The sequence below is a fragment of the Nitrospinota bacterium genome (assembly GCA_009873635.1).
GTDB lineage: Bacteria > Nitrospinota > Nitrospinia > Nitrospinales > VA-1 > LS-NOB.
The window spans coordinates 34,054-53,696 of sequence record WAHY01000004.1 but is presented as its reverse complement, the minus strand read 5'-3'; the positions used below and the strand labels follow the sequence as shown (position 1 = coordinate 53,696).

The 19,643-nt window shown below is 43.2% G+C and carries 16 protein-coding genes and 1 tRNA gene; 14 read left to right on the top strand and 3 right to left on the bottom strand.

Features of this window, described 5'->3' with window-relative positions; all coding sequences use genetic code 11:
- Positions 1-166: 166 nt before the first annotated feature.
- The gene (locus tag F3741_03925) at positions 167-589 is read left to right on the top strand and encodes a hypothetical protein (GenBank protein MZG29949.1); all 423 of its coding nucleotides are present in this window, start codon (positions 167-169) and stop codon (positions 587-589) included.
- 618 nt (positions 590-1,207) lie between these two features.
- Here F3741_03925 and F3741_03920 read toward each other — a convergent pair.
- A complete protein-coding gene (locus tag F3741_03920; GenBank protein ID MZG29948.1) occupies positions 1,208-2,056 on the bottom strand; it encodes a hypothetical protein in 849 nt (282 codons plus the stop codon).
- A 561-nt stretch (positions 2,057-2,617) separates the two neighbouring features.
- On the opposite strand from F3741_03920, the gene F3741_03915 reads away from it, so the two are divergent.
- From F3741_03915 to F3741_03880, 8 genes are all read left to right on the top strand, one after another.
- The gene (locus F3741_03915) at positions 2,618-4,675 is read left to right on the top strand and encodes a hypothetical protein (GenBank protein MZG29947.1); all 2,058 of its coding nucleotides are present in this window, start codon (positions 2,618-2,620) and stop codon (positions 4,673-4,675) included.
- 203 nt (positions 4,676-4,878) lie between these two features.
- A complete protein-coding gene (locus F3741_03910) occupies positions 4,879-5,676 on the top strand; it encodes a glucose-1-phosphate thymidylyltransferase (GenBank protein MZG29946.1) in 798 nt (265 codons plus the stop codon).
- 4 nt (positions 5,677-5,680) lie between these two features.
- Positions 5,681-6,202, top strand: a complete 522-nt coding sequence (locus F3741_03905) for a hypothetical protein (protein MZG29945.1) — start codon at positions 5,681-5,683, stop codon at positions 6,200-6,202.
- 123 nt (positions 6,203-6,325) lie between these two features.
- Positions 6,326-6,405, top strand: a tRNA-Leu gene (locus F3741_03900).
- A 22-nt stretch (positions 6,406-6,427) separates the two neighbouring features.
- Positions 6,428-7,771: a trigger factor gene (gene tig / locus F3741_03895; GenBank protein ID MZG29944.1), complete on the top strand. Its 1,344-nt coding sequence runs from the start codon at positions 6,428-6,430 to the stop codon at positions 7,769-7,771.
- A 124-nt stretch (positions 7,772-7,895) separates the two neighbouring features.
- On the top strand, positions 7,896-8,531 hold the full coding sequence (clpP, locus tag F3741_03890; GenBank protein ID MZG29943.1) for an ATP-dependent Clp endopeptidase proteolytic subunit ClpP: 636 nt from the start codon (positions 7,896-7,898) through the stop codon (positions 8,529-8,531).
- Positions 8,532-8,570: 39 nt separating this feature from the next.
- Complete coding sequence (gene clpX, locus F3741_03885; GenBank protein MZG29942.1) at positions 8,571-9,818, top strand: ATP-dependent Clp protease ATP-binding subunit ClpX; 1,248 nt, start codon at positions 8,571-8,573, stop codon at positions 9,816-9,818.
- 4 nt (positions 9,819-9,822) lie between these two features.
- The gene (locus tag F3741_03880) at positions 9,823-12,231 is read left to right on the top strand and encodes an endopeptidase La (GenBank protein ID MZG29941.1); all 2,409 of its coding nucleotides are present in this window, start codon (positions 9,823-9,825) and stop codon (positions 12,229-12,231) included.
- A gap of 119 nt (positions 12,232-12,350) precedes the next feature.
- On the opposite strand, the gene F3741_03875 is transcribed toward F3741_03880, so the two are convergent.
- Positions 12,351-12,923 carry a hypothetical protein gene (locus F3741_03875; protein ID MZG29940.1) on the bottom strand — a complete coding sequence of 191 codons (573 nt, stop codon included), beginning with the start codon at positions 12,921-12,923 and terminating at the stop codon, positions 12,351-12,353.
- A gap of 480 nt (positions 12,924-13,403) precedes the next feature.
- Between F3741_03875 and F3741_03870 the strand changes: the two genes are divergently transcribed.
- Positions 13,404-14,243, top strand: a complete 840-nt coding sequence (locus F3741_03870; GenBank protein MZG29939.1) for a hypothetical protein — start codon at positions 13,404-13,406, stop codon at positions 14,241-14,243.
- Positions 14,244-14,345: 102 nt separating this feature from the next.
- On the opposite strand, the gene shc is transcribed toward F3741_03870, so the two are convergent.
- On the bottom strand, positions 14,346-16,310 hold the full coding sequence (gene shc / locus F3741_03865; GenBank protein MZG29938.1) for a squalene--hopene cyclase: 1,965 nt from the start codon (positions 16,308-16,310) through the stop codon (positions 14,346-14,348).
- Positions 16,311-16,501: 191 nt separating this feature from the next.
- Between shc and rplM the strand changes: the two genes are divergently transcribed.
- The 4 genes from rplM to argJ all read left to right on the top strand — a co-directional run.
- Positions 16,502-16,933: a 50S ribosomal protein L13 gene (gene rplM, locus F3741_03860; GenBank protein ID MZG29937.1), complete on the top strand. Its 432-nt coding sequence runs from the start codon at positions 16,502-16,504 to the stop codon at positions 16,931-16,933.
- A 30-nt stretch (positions 16,934-16,963) separates the two neighbouring features.
- Positions 16,964-17,362, top strand: coding sequence for a 30S ribosomal protein S9 (gene rpsI / locus F3741_03855; GenBank protein MZG29936.1), 399 nt, complete (start codon positions 16,964-16,966; stop codon positions 17,360-17,362).
- A 201-nt stretch (positions 17,363-17,563) separates the two neighbouring features.
- Positions 17,564-18,601, top strand: coding sequence for an N-acetyl-gamma-glutamyl-phosphate reductase (locus F3741_03850; GenBank protein MZG29935.1), 1,038 nt, complete (start codon positions 17,564-17,566; stop codon positions 18,599-18,601).
- 5 nt (positions 18,602-18,606) lie between these two features.
- A partial coding sequence (gene argJ, locus F3741_03845) for a bifunctional glutamate N-acetyltransferase/amino-acid acetyltransferase ArgJ (protein ID MZG29934.1) occupies positions 18,607-19,643 on the top strand: 1,037 nt, incomplete at its 3' end.

Here is a 19,643-nt window from a genome sequence, read left to right as displayed (position 1 = left end):
TGCCACCACCCCTCATAGACCTGCTACTTCATAATCCCTTTCCATTTTTCACAGATTTAATGGTCAAATATTAATTTTGACAGGGTTGTAACAAGCGCTTAACAGACATGTAATGCTCTCAGCATAAACTGTTTCCTAATTATAAAGTTTATAAAGGGAAACGAATATGGCTTCGGAAAATGATAAGAAAAAAAGGTTGGGCGAGTATCTTTGGGCTGAAATCAATAAAGCAATTCTTCAATCCCCTGATGTGCAACTGTACTTAAGAAAGCTTGAGAAGTTAAACCTTATTGATTATGTTTCAGAATATAATTTGGTTCTCGAAGTAGATAAGCTGATAGATAATATTTTGAAAAAAGGAAATAGCACTGAATCCAGTTCTGGAGAAATACAACTGGAGAAGGATCTAATTATTGAAAAGTCAGAGAGAAAATCATCCGACATCACTTCAGCTTTTTCTCCCAAACCCATGCAGTGGATTGATGGAAAAATACTATCAAAAAATGAAATTCTTTTTGAAGAATATTTAAATTTGGATTTTGATGAAAAACACTGGATGAAAAAGGCTAAAATCCGCTTCGAAAACTAAAAACACCGCCATTGGAAAAACAAAATTGCTGAATCCAATTCACGAGTCTCTTATGGCGTTGCAAGTAAATGATCGGCTAATAAGAAGGAAGGAGTGATGACTGGTTATGGTAATGGGAAATAATAATTTCTGTCAATCCAGCCATAATAATGGCAAATCGGTAGTATTGTCATCCGATTAGCAGAGTGATTTAGCACATTTTTTACATACGCTTACATCCTTGTGCAATTATTTCTGTTTTTTTCTTTCTTTGCCGCTGAGCAAGGCAGGACAACAGAAAATAGAAAAACGAGAAACAACGTTCCACAACCAAACTCAAATCTCAACGGGGCTAAATACTGAAGTCAAATCTTAGGTCGATCACTAATTTCTTTTCAACGATCTTTACATGCTATCGACTACACTAAAACTCCACTTAAATAGTTCAAACACATAACCATTAGGGCTGGACTCTGAGTAATATGTGCTAACTGTTCAGTAGACTTCTCTAAAGCCTGCTCTGCCTTTTTAGAATGATTTCAAATCTCGTCAATAGAGTGCGGCAAAATACCGCAAACCACGTCTGATTTCAATTTCCCAACCTGACATTGCCTGCTTATCAGGTATGATCTGTCAATATTACGCGGAGTCTGCTTCTAGATCTGTATGGGATAAGAGGTTTTCTTCCTCAATAGCCAAGGCGATATTTGGGTCAGATTTAAAACTATCATTAATCGTACTCAGTAAAGTGGAAGCCTCTAAATAAAAAGAATTTTTATTATCCTCATTTATTTTTCGCAACGAAAGCTCTTCGTACATGGTGACCATATTTTCTGAACGAGATATAGATTCTCTGACTTTGGAAAAGGGAATATTGCGCTTTTTACTTTCGATAGCAATCTCTGCATATTTTATCCATATTTCAATATCACCTTTAGCATCACCAAAGGCAATATACTTTTCCAGCATTTTTTCTTTTCCTAACTTTTGCAACTCTTCTACTTTTTCTCTACCCCAGCCGTTCAACTGCATGCCTTTAGTAGCTCCGCAAAGATACTTTAATGAGTGCACCAGTCGATTCATTTGACTGTCGAGTTGCATACCATAGTTGGTATATTCTTTTATCTCTTTAACACTTTCAAAAATATGCCAAATGCCACCGCGCTCTTGAACAGCAGTTCGTCTTTTATCAAGTTCATTAGTCTGAGCAACACAGTCTTGCTCATTTTTTACTTCAGGTCTTGAATCGGAAACTGTTTTCAGCTTTTTTTTAAGTGAATTATCAATCGGAAGAGAAGGTAAATTTTCATAAGAAATTTCAGGAATCTGCGCGCTCGATTTAGTGAAATCTTTTAGCGTATCGTAGTGATTTTCTTTAATTGACATTTGCATAGGGGTCTCTTCAACAGGTCCAGCAGAAGCCCCTGAAACAAAAATACCCGTAAACACGACATATAAAATAAATTGTAAAAATCTTATTTTAAACATTTTGGTCTCTCATAAATTTTTGGTGAAATTTTAAATATACACTAAAATTATTTTTCTTGCATGAAAATTATATGATCCAACTTCTGTTAAACCAGCCGTAATAATGGAAAATTGTTAGTATTCTCATCCGATTAGCAGAGTGATGCCGAGGTTGCGAGAGCTAGAGGAACGAAGGGCTAAATATGAGGAGTGATGACTGGTCCCTGATTCAGCATATCCAAAAGACGATTGCTTGGGAATTTCGAAATCTTCCCTTCTATTTTCTCCCCCGATGTTCGAATCACCGCATCAACGGTTTCTTTACTCACATAAGCGTTAAATGCCATAACCCTACCCCCTTTAAAATCAGATAATTAATATGATTATTTTTATGGGATGAATTAATTTTAACCTCCCCACAATTTAAAATCCATCAAATCCTTTTAATTTTCAATGCTCTAAGAGCCTAAAATCAGGCTCATTACTTATAAATACAACTGTCCATCTTCTTTCTTTTAGAGGCGCTATGTTACAATCACCGGACCGCTGGTGACCTCCTTTTTTCTGAATATTCAAATTTTCATGAAACAAAAAACAAGTTCATTGCCAAAAACCGCACCCTACCGTCTGCAGGGTACAGATGGAGTGCGTAGGGAAATCAGGCTGGCTAAAGATTCTGAATGCGGGAGAAAAACCCCTCAGCAGGTTTTTCTGGAAAAGGGATGGATTACAGAAGAGTTCATGGAACTCTATGCATTTTGTTTTGTAAAAAACCAGCCCGGAAAAAAAACTTCCAACAAAACTATTGTAATCGGATGGGACCCGAGAGACCCTTCAGGTATTTTTACGGATGCGGTTATTCGGGGAGTACGCAAAGCAGGGGGTAATGCACTCGTTCTGGGTATCGTCCCAACCCCCCTGGTGCCTCTATTCATGCTTCATGAACGAACTGATGGTGGGATAATGGTTACAGCCTCCCACAACCCCAAAGACCAGAATGGCATTAAACTCTTTCTACCCTTTCATGGTATGAAGCCCTTACCAGCTGATGATGCCATTTTGACCCAAAGTATTATCAAACAAAACTTTGCTAATTTAAAAAAGACTTCCATAAAGGGAAGACAAACAAATTGTCGAGAAAAAGCGCTAGAACTTTTTCGGAACTTTTCCCTCCAACCTGAAAACTCCTGGATCGATTCTCGAGACTATTTTAAATCCCTCATACTGATTGTAGACCCGGCCTATGGCTCGCTGTCGGGAATAGCCGCACAAATATTTCGAGATGCTGGAGTAAACAAGGTCTATGAAGTGAACGCAGGCAAGAGTGGTGCCGTCAATTTGCGATCAGGAGTCGCAGATCTTGAAGGATGTCCATACATATCCTCAGAAATGATAGCAAAACCTGGCGGTCGATTTTATCGCCATAAAGCTGTTACAAAACTTTTCGAAATTGCGCGGGCTCACAGGAAAGCTGCAAAATCCGGTAAAAAAAGAATCGCCGCTGCGATCTTCGATGCCGATGGCGACCGTTTTTTCAGGCTGGAGTACGACCCTTTTAAAGACATCGTATGGGTCTTGAGTGGAGATGAAACGGCCATTTTGCAGGCGCAATATCTGGTATCTCAAGATAATTGCAGAGGATCCCTTTATATCAATACTGTAGAAAGTGACCTCAATGCTTCTACCTATGCAAGGTCTATCGGATTAAACCCACTTCTAACCGCTGTAGGTGACAAATGGATTCTGCTTAAAATACGTTTAGCTCTGATAGAGCAAAAACTGCTCACTGCCAAGCTTGCAAAGAAAAAGCAGTCACAACTTAAAAATAAGATCAAACCGTTACAAAAATCTGGTGTGACAAGTATAAAACCTCTTATCGAACTTGATGCTTCCATTGGCGAAAACCCTGATGTACCCGGAAGCGATATTTTAGCAGTAGGCAGCGAGGAAACGGGACACAATATCACAACCGGCTTCCTGACCCTGCCTGACAAAAAAAGCTTACAGGTGTATTCCGGTAACGGGTTAAAAAGCGCCCTCAACACTTTCGCCTCGACCGAACATCTGGCAAAAACCCTTAAACCGGAAAAGTATATCCAGTCCATTCGACAACCTTTTCCTCCAGGTTTTAAATCCACTCTTTATACTTATTACATACGTCAGGAAATGTTCTGCAGGGATTCTTCTGTTTGGAAAAAAGTAAAAAAACAAATATATCAGACAGCAAAACTAAATGGTTATACCTGCAAAACCCGCAATTTCCCTGATGATCCAGATATGTTATACATTTCCCTTGCAGCGGGAAAAGCCGGTGTCTTTGTTAGAAATTCAGGCACCGAAAATAAAATCAGTGTCAATTTGCGTGGCAGAAAATCAGATGCCGGCAAACTGAAAAAAATAGGAATCGAAACCCAAAAGCTTTTGTTCTCTCTACTTAAAGACCCCGAACACGCTTTATACAAAATGGAATTGTACGCTCTCAGCCAAATAGCGTCTCAACCAGTGATTGACGAAAAACTTGAAATAAAAAAACAATACAGGTCCAGGCTGATCGATGAGATGAGAAAACAAAACTTGATTCAACCCAGTCCGGAAGGAAACAGACTGACCCCGCTCGGCAAGTGGTATATACTCCACTAACCCCTTGGCAGGGGAGGCAATTAACAGTTAATTTTCAGCCGAGATAAAAACTTTCGGCCATTAAAAGCCATTGCTCGTTGGCAACATGCCTAGTAGCCCCTCTAGCAAGGGTAGCAATTAGCATTAGCTCTTTAAGCCGAGAGAGATATTTTCAGGCAGCAAAAGCCATTGCTCGTTGGCAACATGCCTAGTGGAGGTATTTTGTGAAAGATATAAACCTGTTTTTTTCAGACTTGAAAGAACCATACAGCGAGATCTTTGCAGATTGCGAAAGAGTGTGGGACCCTTTGAAAACATTGGGTTCCATATTGGAAAAGCTATTAAATCAAAAAGCTCAAAGTGGATCCTATGTATCCCATTTGCAGGGTGTGAAAACCACCCTGGATTCATCCAGTTTTCACCGGGGTGGTAAGGGCATTTATGTTGAAAACTGGATTGAAATGGCTGAGCCTGTTTATTTGAAAGAACTGGATATATTCATTGGCAAGGGAACCCAGTTAGAACCTTCGGCCATAATAAAAGGACCCGCAATAATAGGCGAAGATTGCGACATCAGGCAAGGGGCCTATATACGAGGAAACGCGCTGATTGGCAACCACTGTGTGATAGGCCATACAACAGAATTAAAAAACAGCATTATCATGGATCATACTGAAGCCGGACATTTCAATTACATTGGCGACAGCATCATTGGAAGCCATGTGAACCTTGGCGCTGGATCGAAACTGGCCAATCTGCAATTTAGAAGTGCTGATGAAAAGCTCAAGGGCTACATAAAACCTATCAACATTCCCCTCGATTCTGAAACCCTGGACACCGGAATGGAAAAACTGGGCGCAGTGATCGGCGACAACGCGGAGCTTGGTTGTAATGCTATTATCTGCCCAGGTACATTGGTCGGGAAAGAAGTCTGGGTCTACCCAGGCCTGACCCTCCCCAAAGGCTATTACCAAGCCAACGCCAGGGTCGTTCCGAAAGATCGAAAACCCAGATCAGTATAAATTAATGGGCCAGAGCGATTCCAACAACCAAACTCCACTCGATGGTTTCTTTGACATGCTTGACGCTATCGAAGAAGATATTTCCCATTTGGTATCGGATGAGAATGAGGAAACTACTGAAATAGGTGGATATGAATGCCTGTTTATCAGCTTCAGTAATTTACGGCTTTACTGTGAAAGCTCTGGAATCGATCTGGAACAGATTGAAGACCAGTATCAGGCACTCAGGGACTCACCCAATGAACATAAAGTTGGCAACCTGAAAATTGATGAAGAGCTGGATACAAATAATGAGGTCCTTAATTTCTGCAAGTTAATGGAACAGATTGAAAACAGCTTATCCGCTTTGGAGAAACGTTGCGAAAACAGTGAAGAAATTTTTGATGAATGGACTTGCGTGTTCATCATGTACTCCTACCTCAGAAAGTATTGCGAAAAAGGGCAAGTCGATTTCGAAAACCTCCAGCAGGAAATCTCGAATCTGCACTCCGAGATGGAAAAAGATGAAAAATCCCCTGAAATCTAGATATTTGCAGAATCCGTTCTCATTAAATGATATATTGCTTATAGAGGTTTTCTGCGAGGGGTCAGCCCACAAAACAGCTGAAAAATCCGGGTAACTAAAATATTAAAACATTGATTTATAAATGCGGATGTGGCGGAATTGGCAGACGCGCTGGATTTAGGATCCAGTGGGCAACCGTGGGGGTTCGACTCCCTCCATCCGCACTCTTTAACGGGTTGGAAATTTATGAAGATTGAGATAGAAGACGTTGATTCCTGCAATAAAAAAATCAAGTTCGAAATCCCTCATCAGGATTACGATACTAAACTGAAAGAGTATTACAAGAAGCTTGGGAGAGAGGTTAATGTTCCCGGATTCCGAAAAGGAAAAGTTCCCATAGCCATGCTGGAAAAAAAGTTTGGCCCGGAAGTAAAAAGGGAAGTATTGAGCAGCCTGATCAGCGACCAACTCAATAAAGCCATTGTCGAAAAAGACCTCAGGGCAGTGGGTCAACCCCATGTCATGGATGTCAGTGCCGAAGAAGGCACAGATATTTCAGTTTCTGCTTCTATCGAAGTGCTCCCCACATTGGAAATCAAGGACTTCTCGAGCATAGAACTGGAAATGAAAACCCCGAGGATCACCGAAGATGATATCAATAAAACAATCGAAACAATGCGCCAACATAAAGCTGCGAATGTCGATGTGACCGACCGGCCCGCACAAGACAAGGATTTGCTGAAGATAGATTTTACCAGTAAGATTGGCGACGAGCCCTTTGAAGGAGGAATGGCAAAAGACCAAATCATTCAGGCAGGTGGTGGGCAATTGATTGAGGGACTGGACAAGGGAATGATTGGAATGGAAATTGGCGAGACACGTGACATCACGGTTCAAGTTCCCGAGGACTACCACAACAAGGAAATAGCCGGAAAAGATGTCGACTTTCAAATTGTCCTGAAAGGCATTCAGGTACAAAAGCTACCCGATCTCGACGATGAGTTCGCCAGAAATATCGTGGACAAAGACTTTGAAAGCCTGGATGACATGAATAAGAAGATTCGCTCTGAGTTGGAAGAGTTTGAACGCAAAGAAGCTCGTAAAGCGATAAAAAAACAGCTGACGGAGAAAATCAGCGAACAAAACCAAATCGATCTACCTGAAGGCCTGATTAAAGAGCAAGTCAAGTTCATGGTCGAGCAAGCCAGGAAAACACAGGAGAAAGCAGGAGGGCAAAAACACGATCACGATCATGACCATGATCATGGTACAGAAGTAACACCTGAGCAGCTCAAACAATATCGTGAACCTGCCATGAAAGCTCTTCAGGAAGAATTGATACTCGACCAGTTATCCCGTGATCTTGATTCCCAGGTCAGCGAAGAAGAGCTGGAGAAAGAAGTCGAAAACATGTCCAAATTATTGGGTGGGGGCAACCTGCAACAGATAAAACGCGAATGGGAAAAAAACGGGGTTTTGGCCCGCCTTCATAGCCGAATGAAAAGAGATAAAACCCTCGACGCCGCACTTGAAAAAGTTACGATCAAAGAAGAAATAGTTGACAGAAAAGATTTAATTGCTGATAATTAAAAATCAACCATTACAAAGATATCTAATTATTTTTTAATGACTTACAAGCAAAAAACAGTTTCTGGACCGCATTCCGGTCCAGATAAAAGTTTTTCCTTGCCCAATTTCTAATCTCGAGAAAATCATGACAGAAACATACAACCAGTTGGTACCCATCGTAGTTGAACAAACCAGCAGAGGCGAGAGATCTTACGATATTTATTCACGCCTGCTTAAAGATCGCATCATTTTTATAGGAAGTGCTATTGAAGATCATATGGCTAACCTGATCATTGCCCAGCTGCTATTTCTTGAGTCAGATGAGCCTGATCAGGATATCTATCTTTATATAAACAGCCCGGGAGGACAGGTCAGTTCGGGAATGGCAATCTATGACACCATGCAATATATCAAACCCGATGTTCAGACTATTTGCATAGGTCAGGCAGCCAGTATGGGGGCATTGCTTCTAGCTGCCGGGGCGCCTAAAAAGAGGTTTGCCCTACCACATTCCCGTATCATGATCCATCAACCCAGTGGTGGATTTCAAGGTCAACACACCGATATTGAAATCCAGGCAAAGGAGATTACCAGAATCCGGGCTATCCTTGACGGTATTTTGTCGAAGCATTCCGGTAAAAACATTTCCCAGGTCAACAAAGATACCGAGAGGGATCATTATATGACCGGAGAAGAAGCCAAAAGTTATGGCCTCATTGACAGTGTCATCGCTAACCGGGATGAATCCGGTTCAGATGATAAAAATAAAAAGAAGAGTTGATTCTATAGAATAAGCAATTCAACCTAAACCGAGGGCTTTATGGCAAAGAAAAGTACAACCACCGGAAATTACCGCTGTTCATTTTGTGGTAAAAGTCAGGAAGAAGTCAAAAAACTGATTGCCGGACCAAGTGTCTACATTTGTGACGAGTGTATTGAACTTTGCAATGAAATAATGGTGGAAGAGTGGGCCCAGGAAAAGGGCGAAGACTTCCAGCACCTTCTCAAACCACATGATTTATACAAACATTTAAACCAATATATTATTGGGCAGGAACGCTGTAAGAAAATCCTGTCCGTTGCGGTTCACAATCACTTCAAAAGAATCGATTCCAATGCCGACATGGATGATGTGGAACTGCAAAAAAGTAATGTTCTCTTGATAGGTCCGACCGGGTCCGGGAAAACACTCATGGCACAGACCCTGGCGAGAATTCTTGATGTTCCCTTCACTATTGTAGATGCGACCACGCTGACAGAGGCCGGTTATGTCGGTGAAGATGTTGAGAACATCATCTTAAAACTTTTGCAAAGCGCTGATTACGATGTTGAAAAAGCCGAGCGTGGCATTATTTACATTGATGAAATCGATAAAATTTCCAGAAAATCAGAAAATCTGTCAATCACACGTGATGTCTCGGGTGAAGGAGTTCAACAAGCACTTTTGAAAATCATTGAGGGCACAACGGCCAGCGTACCCCCACAGGGTGGACGTAAACACCCTCATCAGGAATTTTTACAGGTCAACACCACCAATATCCTTTTCATCTGCGGCGGTGCTTTCGTTGGGCTTGGATCTTTGATTCGCAACAGAATTGGAAAGAAAAGCCTCGGCTTCGGACAAGAGGTCGTTTCCAAAAAGGAAATTGATGAAGAAGATATTTTTGAGAAGACACAGCCGGAAGACCTCCTCAAGTATGGACTCATTCCAGAGTTTGTAGGACGTTTTTCAGCCGTCGCCACACTGAAAGAACTTACTATTGACGCCATGGTAAAAGTCTTGACCGAACCTAAGAACGCGTTAGTAAAACAATATAAAAAATTATTTGAGTTTGAAAACACCAAACTGAAATTTACTGACTCCGCAGTACGCGCCATTGCAGAAAAAGCAACCGAACGAAAAACCGGGGCAAGGGGACTGCGCGCAGTTATGGAAGAAACCATGCTCGATATCATGTATGACCTCCCTTCAAAACCTGAAGTGGAAGAGGTTGTCATCAATGACGATGTAGTCCTTAAAGGCGAAAAACCCATGTTGGTTTACGAAAACAAAAAACAGGCCAGTTAAAATCATGGGTTCAGAAAAAATCGCATTACCGCTCCTCCCCTTAAGAGATATTATTGTTTTTCCGTTCATGGTGCTTCCCCTGTTTGTAGGACGGGAGAAGTCCATACTCGCCCTGGAAAAATCCATGGCCGAGCAGAAAAGTATCTTCCTTTCTGCACAACGCAACCCAAACAATAACGAACCCGAAACCTCGGATATCTACGAAACAGGAACAATCGCTAATATCCTGCAGATCCTAAAACTGACCGATGGAACCATGAAGGTTCTGGTAGAAGGCCTGCAAAGAGGGCGAATTGAATCTTTCATTGAGAATCCAGACTATTTTGAAGTAGAAGTCAGCCGCATCCATGAAAACGACCAACTCACTCCAGATGTGAAAGCGCTGATGCGAAGTGTCGGTACGGTGTTCGAACAATATGTAAAACTGAATCAAAAAATTCCTCTCGAAGCTGTTGCCGCAAGCTCCAATATTCTCGAGCCACACCGTTACGCAGATACCATTGCTGCCTATATGGTGTTTCAAACTCAGGAAAAACAAGACTTGCTTGAAACCCTTAACCCTGCAGACAGGCTGAATAAACTTCTTGGTATTTTAAAATCCGAGATGGAAGTCCTTAAAATTGAAAAACGCGTTCATGGCAGGGTGCGTAAGCAAATGGAACGCAGTCAAAAAGAGTTTTATCTCAACGAACAGATCAAAGCTATCCAGAAAGAGCTGGGCAAACGTGATGAGTTCAAAACCGATATGGATGAACTCAAACAGAAAATCAAAAAAGCCAAAATGCCCAAGGATATTAATGAAAAAGCAGTGAAAGAATTAAAGCGTCTTGAGTTGATGCAGCCCATGTCCGCTGAAGCAACGGTTGCCCGAACTTATATAGAATGGCTCACAGACCTGCCATGGAAAAAAGGCGCCGGCGCTGAAAAAATCAAAATTGCCGAAGCCCAGAAAATTTTAGATAAAGACCATTACGGTCTCGAAAAAGTTAAAGAACGAATTACCGAACACCTGGCAGTATTGAAACTGGTCAAAAAAATCAGGGGTCCTATCCTCTGCCTTGTCGGTCCGCCGGGTGTGGGCAAAACTTCGTTAGGACAATCCATCGGCAAGGCAATGGGCCGCAAGTTCGTCCGGGTCTCACTGGGCGGTGTGCGTGATGAGGCAGAAATCAGAGGGCACCGCCGAACTTATATTGGAGCCTTGCCGGGTAAAATTATCCAAGGTATCAAAAAAGCCGGTGTCCACAATCCGGTTTTCATGCTCGATGAAATCGACAAAATGAACGCCGATTTCCGTGGAGACCCATCTTCCGCCTTGCTGGAAGTGCTTGACCCCGAACAGAACTCCAGTTTCAATGACCATTATCTGGAAGTCGATTACGACCTCTCCAATGTGCTTTTTATCTGTACCGCCAATGTTCTGCATTCCATTCCGCAACCTTTGCTTGACAGGATGGAAGTGCTGCGATTGCCGGGTTACACCGATCAGGAAAAAATGGGCATCGCAAAAAGTTTTCTCATCCCAAAAAAAATACCGGAACATGGCCTGACCAAAAAGAATCTGGAAATTTCTGACAAAGCTATTGATAGAATCATCCACGATTTCACCCGTGAAGCTGGTGTGAGAAACCTGGAGCGGGAAATAGCCACCCTCTGCAGAAAAGTAGTTAAGGCTGTCGTCGAAAAGGGCAAGAAGACCAGCGTAAAAATCACACCGTCCGTGCTGGAAAAATATCTTGGTATCCCTAAATTCAAAAAGTCTGATTCAGATGGCCCCTTGGAGATCGGCACTGCTACCGGGCTGGCATGGACCGAAGTTGGAGGCGAGACCCTCGCCATTGAAGTTACCGTTTTGCCTGGTACAGGAAAATTGGTGCCCACCGGACAACTTGGCGATGTGATGAAAGAATCAGCACAGGCCGCAATGAGCTATGTCAGGTCCCGCGCAAAAGATTTAGGGCTTGCTGCTAACTTCTACCAGAAAAATGATTTCCACATACATATTCCCGAAGGCGCTGTTCCCAAAGATGGACCTTCAGCCGGTATCACTATGGCAGTTGCCCTGGTCTCAGCATTGACCAAAACACCTTTGCGCCCCGAGCTGGCAATGACCGGAGAACTGACCCTGACTGGAAAAGTTCTACCCATTGGAGGACTCAAAGAAAAGGTTCTGGCAGCGCACAGGTTCAACATCACCAATCTGGTTATCCCTGCTGAAAACGAAAAAGATATTCCGGACATCCCCGAAAACGTCCGGAAGAAAATACAGTTTTATCCCGCCAAAACGATGGACGAAGTGATCAAACACTCGTTCGATAAGAAGTTCAAACTCAAGAAAAAACCTGCCGCTAAAAAAACTAAAAAAACCGCAAAAACATCCAGCAGACAACCCGCCGCCTCCCGTTTAAACTAAGCCGGGAAGCCCTTACAGCCCCCTCTAGCGAGGGTAGCAATTAACATTTAATTTTTAGCTGAGCTTACCCGTTATCCCAATATGCTGTGGAGTTTGGATCCAGCGTCACGCTGGCACGCCTAGTGATGGCGAAGCATCTCGACGGCGAATTTGGTCCGCGTGAGATGTTCGGTGGCGGACGCGATCACTTCTCCGCTCATGACATCTGTCAAAGTGAGATGGACATCAATGTTTGTCCCAAGGTCGGTGATTTTACCCGTAATAAGAGCCTGAGAGTTAAGCGCCTTACCCATCTCCCGAATTTCTTCTTTGTTATAAGAGTAGGAAGGTTCGAGGTTTAAATTCTCCATCACCGCATTGACTTCTCCCTTTTGCGCGACCCGGAAAATCTTATCTTTGAAAAAATATTTTTTAGTGATCGCTTCGACGATCCTTGAGGTTAGATATTCTCCGAGGACTGGAAGCTTGTCTTTTTCATCAACCAGATCCATAACCGTGACTTTGTTGATTTCATATTCTTCAATATCCGAGGTCAAAGTTTGAATCAAGTCTTCGGATTTACTTTTGTAGTAATTGGAATCTGTCTGGGTACGGAAAACTTTACTCCAGAACTGCGATGGTCCCATCTTCACTTCACAACCTGAGATAAAAATGGACAAGATCATTAAACAATAGAATTTTTTCATGTTCATAGTATTTAAACCTTTAATATTTTATGGTCTTATCGTCATTATACGTGTATCACTTAATGTGTTTTGCAATTCGTATGCCTTGGCCAGGTTTTAAGGGATACACGCCAGCGAAATTAAAATAACCCTATTGAATATATGGGGTTATGGGGTTTCTGAGTGCGTGGATCTGATTGTCTGAGGCGAGGCAAAATGGCTATGGAATGGTAAAGTTCTTCATTTATCCACCATTTTTTTGACACTCATTGCTCTGCATTGCGACAATGCAAGGATCATTTGCAATTTAGCTGGCAGAGTGTCTTCATGCTGAAGTTGTCTTTTATTTTGGCTGGTTGAGATAGTTGAGAGGGGGGGGATCATTCATCTTAACTATTGAAACATTTATAGGTTAAACGGTCTTAAATCACTGCAAGCAGAAGAATTTTAGTGTATAACATTAACTTCATTTAAAAACCCAAATAAGTATAAAAGAGGTATACAGATATGCAGTACGCACCAATAGTATCTATTTTATTGGTCATGGTAACGGGTTGTGGCAATGGAGTTGAAGGCGAAGATGTAGTCGAAAAAACTGCCTTCAGGATGCCAGTAAAAGAAAACACCTGGGTGCGCAAGGAATCAACGCGAAAAACCAGCGATACTATAGATGACGTAGCCAATAGCAAAGTTACTAAAATTTCAATCGATCCCGCCCTGGCGTCCAAACTGAAGCAATCTAAAGCTATTAATGTAAAGACAGAACAGGATTGTGCTGATAAGGCCAATGCCCTGAATAAGAGACGAATTGAAGTGCAAAAACGCGGTGTTGTCTGGCAGGCATACGAAAGAAATGTAAAGTCCAAACCTTATTCCAATGACGGCATGCAGTTGGACAGCCAGTTGAACCGGTTAGTATTTTCTGTCCGACACATTTGCAAGAACGCTAAAGGTGTTCGTCTAGATGCCTGGGGTACTAAGACGGTACAAAGGTTTGAGAGCATGGGGAAAGAAGGCTACACAAATTATTTCCTCAACCTGGGAGAAGTGCCGGGTGATATAGACAGGTGGGTACGTTTTGCAGAGTTTGCCATTAAAAGCCGTGACCGCGATGTCTCTTATTCTAAAATAGGCGAGTCTTTGGGTTTGGCAACTAGCATTCTGGATCTTTATGATGATCTTTCGCAACGCATTATCACTGATGACGCGAGCCTGAAAAAATTTATCACTGAAGGGGCCACGCTTTTAAGTGTCATCAACGAAAGTTTCACCGAGGATCCTCGTATTGTACTGGCTCTGCAATACGAAAAGCTGTATCCGTTTGAAGACATCGAAGGTGAGATGTAGCGGGGAGTCCCGGCGGCCAACGAGCAATAGCTTTTGCTGCCTGAAAATATCTCTCTAGGCTGAAAATTAATTCTACCTGCCTCCCCTGCCAAGGGGCTATTGCTAACTACTCTCGGTCGTTGACCGACGGTAGCGGGACAAAGCCATCAATGGGAAGAAGTGCTGATACATATGATATTTGATGAAGAAATGGATGGGAAATCCAGTGCCGGTAAACTCCTCCTCCCACCAGCTTCCAGAAAACTCCCCCGAATCTTTTTGTGTTTCGATTAAATAACGAACTCCCTTTTCTACAACAGGACTATGTTCCTCACCAGCGGCGAGGAGACCCAGCAAGGCCCATGCAGTTTGCGAGGCGGTACTTTGACCACGGCCGCGCAGACTGGGTTCCGCGTAGCTTTGACAGGTTTCACCCCAGCCCCCGTCTTCATTTTGATGGCTTTCAAGCCAGCGCACAGCTTTTCTGCTGAAGGGTGCCTTCATATCCTCACCAATGGCTTTCAAACCGTTCAAAGCCAGAAACGTCCCATAAATATAATTCACTCCCCACCTGCCAAACCAGCAGCCATCCAACTCCTGCCGATCTTTGACAAATTCAAGAGCACGTTTAACCCTGGGATGATCTTTTGTGAACCCCCATTTTGCCAACATCCAGATAATCCGGCTTGTTACATCGACAGTAGGAGGATCCAGCAACGCTTTATGGTCGGCAAAGGGAACTTCGTTGAGAACTTCCTTGTCGTTATCCACATCAAAAGCACCCCAACCTCCATTCTTGCTCTGCATGCTCAACAACCAGTCCATCGCCCGCTGGCATTCACTTAATTTCCAGCGGTTATCAGGGACTTCAGCCCGGTTGAGAAAAAGCAGTATCTCTGCGGTATCATCAGTATCGGGATACAGTTCATTGTAAAATTCAAAAGCCCAGCCGCCTGGCTCCGCATCCGGATTTTTCACTTGCCAGTCGCCGCGTTTGACCACCTGCTTGCTGATAATCCATTCAGCCGATTTCACCAGAGCCGGGTGGTTCGAAGGCAACCCCGAATCCAACAAGGCATTAGAGCAAATGGCTGTGTCCCATAAAGGTGAAACACAAGCCTGCATCCACATTCGCCCATCTTTTTCGAGCATGAAGCGGTCAACCGCCTCCATTCCTTTCACACAGGCTGCATGATCCCTGGAATATCCTAAAAGGTGAAACGCTAACAAAGAATTGAACATGGCCGGTTGAATGCCCCCGAAATCGCCCTCTTCCTCCTGATGGTCCAGAGTCCATTCTTCAACTTTACGCAAGGCTTTTTTGCGAAATGGCTTCCACGGAAACTTCCCTACGGTCTTTATGAGTCGGTCCAGATAAATAAAAGTATCCCTCCAGCTTGTGAATGGCAGTCCGCTGGGTTTGAAATCCAGATCCTGATCGTTTTTGGTAAACAACTCCTGAACATCACATCCCTCAGGCAGTTCATGGACCGGTTCGAAGGAACGCACTACAGAGAGGGGAACCACAGTACCGCGGGACCAACTCGAAATCTCATAGATATTGAAAGGGAACCAGTTTGGAAACAAAATCAATTCCACAGGTACTGCCGGACAAACATCCCAGGAAATCTGGCCAAACATGGCGAGAAAGATTTTAGTGAAGACCCGGGTATTTTTTATGCCGCCATTGGCAAATATAGCCTGCCGAGCTCGCACCATCTCTTCCCGGTCAGCAGGCAGGCCGGCCATTTTCAGGGCCATATACGATTCTACTGTTGAGTTGATATCACACAGACCACCATGAAATAGTGGCCAGCTACCATCCTCCCTTTGCTGGTGAAGCAGATATTTTACGACCTTTTCCTGTTTGGCCAAATCCAGACGGTCGGTGAAATGCATGAAGAATATATATTCAGCCGATATTGTTACATTGGCCTCCAGCTCGTCCACCCAATAACCTTCTTCAGTCTGGCGGGATAACAAAAACTCGCGTGATCGCTCAATGGATCGGTCCAGCTCTTTTTTTGCCACATCCCCAGCGGTGTTGGAGGCTTCGGCATTTTGTTGCTCTATTATCATATTTTCCATATAGTTAGCTTATAAGATCAAAATAGCATTAAACACGCTAATTTAATCTATTTTCCGGTCAAAATAAAGTAAAGAAACCAGCCAGACATCCGTTGAATTAATTTTGATTTACAGTTGACAGGTACAGGTATCTCCTTTATTATAGCCGGTTTACACGATCAAAAATAAATATTTACTGAAACCGAAAAATAATGAAAACAACGTTTTTTGCTAAAAAGGCCGATGTCGTTAAAAAATGGGTGGTGATTGATGCAGCTGATAAGCCATTAGGGCGAGTTGCCAGCAAAGCAGCATCAATTATTCGCGGCAAGACCAAGCCCACTTTCACACCTCACGTTGATGCTGGGGATAATGTAATTATCATTAACGCCGCAAAAGTTAAGTTGTCCGGAAAAAAATGGGACGACAAAATTTATTATCATCATACCGGTTGGCCGGGGGGAATCAAATCCGTCACAGCAAAACAGGTTCTTGAAAAAAAACCTTCTGACTTGCTGAAAAAGGCAATTCAGGGAATGCTGCCGAAAACAAGATTGGGCAGATCTCTGCACAACAATTTTAGAATTTACAATGACGAACAGCACCCGCATACAAGTCAGAATCCGGAACTAGTTGGTATCTAAACTTTTTAAACTAAGAGAGCAATAACGATTATGGAAGGCACCATCGAAAAATTTTACGCAACGGGAAAACGCAAAGAATCTATCGCTAAAGTATGGATTCAAAAAGGCACCGGCAATATTACAGTTAACAACAAGTCCATTAAAGAATATTTTTGCCGGGAAAGCCTTGAGTGCATCATCAAGCACCCGTTGATCACGACTGACACTTTAAAGTCAATAGATATCCAGGCCACCGTACAAGGCGGAGGGCTTTCCGGCCAGTCCGGCGCATTGCGATTGGGTATATCCCGTGCTCTTATTTTGACCGACGCAAGTTTGCGGGCACCTCTGAAAAAAGCTGGATTCCTCACTCGGGACTCAAGAACCGTAGAAAGAAAGAAATACGGTCAACCCGGGGCACGCAAAAAATTCCAATTCTCCAAACGCTAATCGGGCCAAGCCCGATGGATATTGGGGCTTATTTCCAAGATAATTCTTTGCGCGCTGACAATAGATTCCAGCGCTCATACTATTCAGGCCTGAAACAAAACCGCCCATTATGGTATGGTAGTTTGTAGCCTGCCCCTCTGAAGCATCAATTCAATAAAATTAAGGGATAGAATAATCCCCTCGAATCAGGCAAACATTTCTATGGTTAAAATAGGTATAGCTGGAGCTAGTGGATACACAGGTTTGGAGTTAATCCGACTTCTTTCCGGACACCCGGATGTAGAACTCACGGTTTTGACTTCAGAAACTTTCCAGGGTCAAAACATTGCTGAGGTTTTTCCTGCTTTGAATGGAGTTGTTGATCTCCCACTTCATCCTCTTGAAGACAACATCGCAGAAAAATGTTCTATTTTATTTCTGGCTTTGCCCCATTTAGCGGCTATGGACAAGCTTCCTGTTTATCTAAAGTCTGACTGCAAAATTATCGACCTGAGCGCAGACTATCGGTTGAAAGACCCTGAAGCTTATTCAGACTGGTACTCCGTCACCCATACTCACCCTGAACTTCTTAAGCAGGCCGTGTATGGATTGCCGGAACTGCATCGTCAATCCATTCGAGCAGCAAAGTTGATTGCCAACCCAGGTTGTTATCCAACCAGCGTGATTCTGGCATTAGCACCGCTTCTTAAAACAGATTGGGTTGACCTTGACTCAATCATCTCAGACAGTAAGTCCGGTGTTTCCGGGGCCGGACGCAAACCTTCCCTGACCACACACTACACCGAGGCCAACGAAGGTATCAGTCCCTATGGTCTTGCCGGTCACAGGCATACACCTGAAATGGAGCAAGAACTTTCAGCTTTGGCAGGCAAAACCGTAAACATTACTTTTTCCCCGCATCTGGTACCCATGACCCGGGGTATGTTGAGCACAGTTTACATTAATCTAAATGAATCCATTGACGATAAAAAAATAGTCGAACACTATCGCGATTTTTATAAAGATGAAAGTTTTGTGCGCGTGTTGAATCCCGGCAAGTTCGCCAGCAGCAAACATGTTCTATCTTCTAACTTTTGCGATATAGGCCTTAAGGTGGATACAAGGAACCAGCGTCTTATAATTACAAGTGCGCTCGATAACCTGATTAAAGGGGCTTCAGGACAAGCTATCCAGAATATGAATATCATGCTGGGACTGGATGAAAAAACCGGTCTTATGTCCCCGGCAGTTTTTCCTTAGACATCATGAAGTTTTCAAAGAATCGCAATCCGTCCGTTCCCGGCTTCAAAGCCGTAGGGATGAGTTGTGGCATTAAACCAAAAAACATTAAAGATCTTGCTTTGGTGGTTTCCGATGTTCCAGCCACTGCTGCGGGTATTTTCACTAAAAACCTTGTTGTATCCCCTGGTGTAACCTGGAGCAAGCGGGCCCTGGCCAAATCCGGCAGTTGCCGAGCCATTGTTGTCAACAGTGGAAACGCCAATACCGTCGTCGGGCCAAAAGGCATGAAAGATTGTGACGCGATCACAAAAAAGGTTTCCGAAGAATTATCCATACCTCAAAAAGAAGTTCTAATCGCTTCCACCGGAGTGATAGGAGTTCCACTTCCCTCCGATAAAATTTTGAAAGCCACGCCACAATTGGTGAAAAAACTTGGCAAGACTGCCAAACACTGGACCAGTGCCGCTGAAGCGATCATGACAACCGACCTGGTATCAAAATCGGATCGTATTCAATACACCTATAAAGGGAAGAAAATCACGATCGGTGGAATCACAAAAGGATCGGGAATGATTCACCCGAATATGGCCACCATGCTTGGTTTTTTATACACCGATGCGGTGATCGATTCGGAAACTCTAAAAAAAGCCCTTGTTGAAGCCGCTGATCGTTCGTTTAATCGCATCACTGTGGACGGTGATAACAGTACCAACGACTGTGTCATAGTTCTTGCAAATGGAAAGGCAAATAACTCACCGATAAAATTCGGAACACCTGGCTACAGGGAATTCTTAAAAGCTCTGACAACAATCTGTAAAAACCTTGCATCAAAAATTGTCCTGGATGGGGAAGGAGCAACCAAGTTTGTCACGGTCCGTGTCCAAGGTGGAAAGACACGAAAGCAGGCTTACCTGATAGCGAATTCCATTGCAACATCTTCCCTGGTCAAAACCGCATTGTTCGGAGAAGACCCGAATTGGGGGAGAATTTTTTGTGCGGTTGGAAATTCAGGAGCACGGTTCGATCCTGACAAAGTAGATATTCTGTTAAACAAAAATCT

Coding starts and splice junctions, on each gene's coding strand:
- F3741_03905 (MZG29945.1), top strand. CDS start 5,681: ATGGGCCAGAGCGATTCCAACAACCAAACTCCACTCGATGGTTTCTTT.
- rpsI (MZG29936.1), top strand. CDS start 16,964: ATGGAAGGCACCATCGAAAAATTTTACGCAACGGGAAAACGCAAAGAA.
- shc (MZG29938.1), bottom strand. CDS start 16,310: ATGGAAAATATGATAATAGAGCAACAAAATGCCGAAGCCTCCAACACC.
- clpX (MZG29942.1), top strand. CDS start 8,571: ATGGCAAAGAAAAGTACAACCACCGGAAATTACCGCTGTTCATTTTGT.
- F3741_03915 (MZG29947.1), top strand. CDS start 2,618: ATGAAACAAAAAACAAGTTCATTGCCAAAAACCGCACCCTACCGTCTG.
- F3741_03920 (MZG29948.1), bottom strand. CDS start 2,056: ATGTTTAAAATAAGATTTTTACAATTTATTTTATATGTCGTGTTTACG.
- F3741_03850 (MZG29935.1), top strand. CDS start 17,564: ATGGTTAAAATAGGTATAGCTGGAGCTAGTGGATACACAGGTTTGGAG.
- tig (MZG29944.1), top strand. CDS start 6,428: ATGAAGATTGAGATAGAAGACGTTGATTCCTGCAATAAAAAAATCAAG.
- F3741_03925 (MZG29949.1), top strand. CDS start 167: ATGGCTTCGGAAAATGATAAGAAAAAAAGGTTGGGCGAGTATCTTTGG.
- rplM (MZG29937.1), top strand. CDS start 16,502: ATGAAAACAACGTTTTTTGCTAAAAAGGCCGATGTCGTTAAAAAATGG.
- F3741_03870 (MZG29939.1), top strand. CDS start 13,404: ATGCAGTACGCACCAATAGTATCTATTTTATTGGTCATGGTAACGGGT.
- F3741_03880 (MZG29941.1), top strand. CDS start 9,823: ATGGGTTCAGAAAAAATCGCATTACCGCTCCTCCCCTTAAGAGATATT.
- F3741_03875 (MZG29940.1), bottom strand. CDS start 12,923: ATGAACATGAAAAAATTCTATTGTTTAATGATCTTGTCCATTTTTATC.
- clpP (MZG29943.1), top strand. CDS start 7,896: ATGACAGAAACATACAACCAGTTGGTACCCATCGTAGTTGAACAAACC.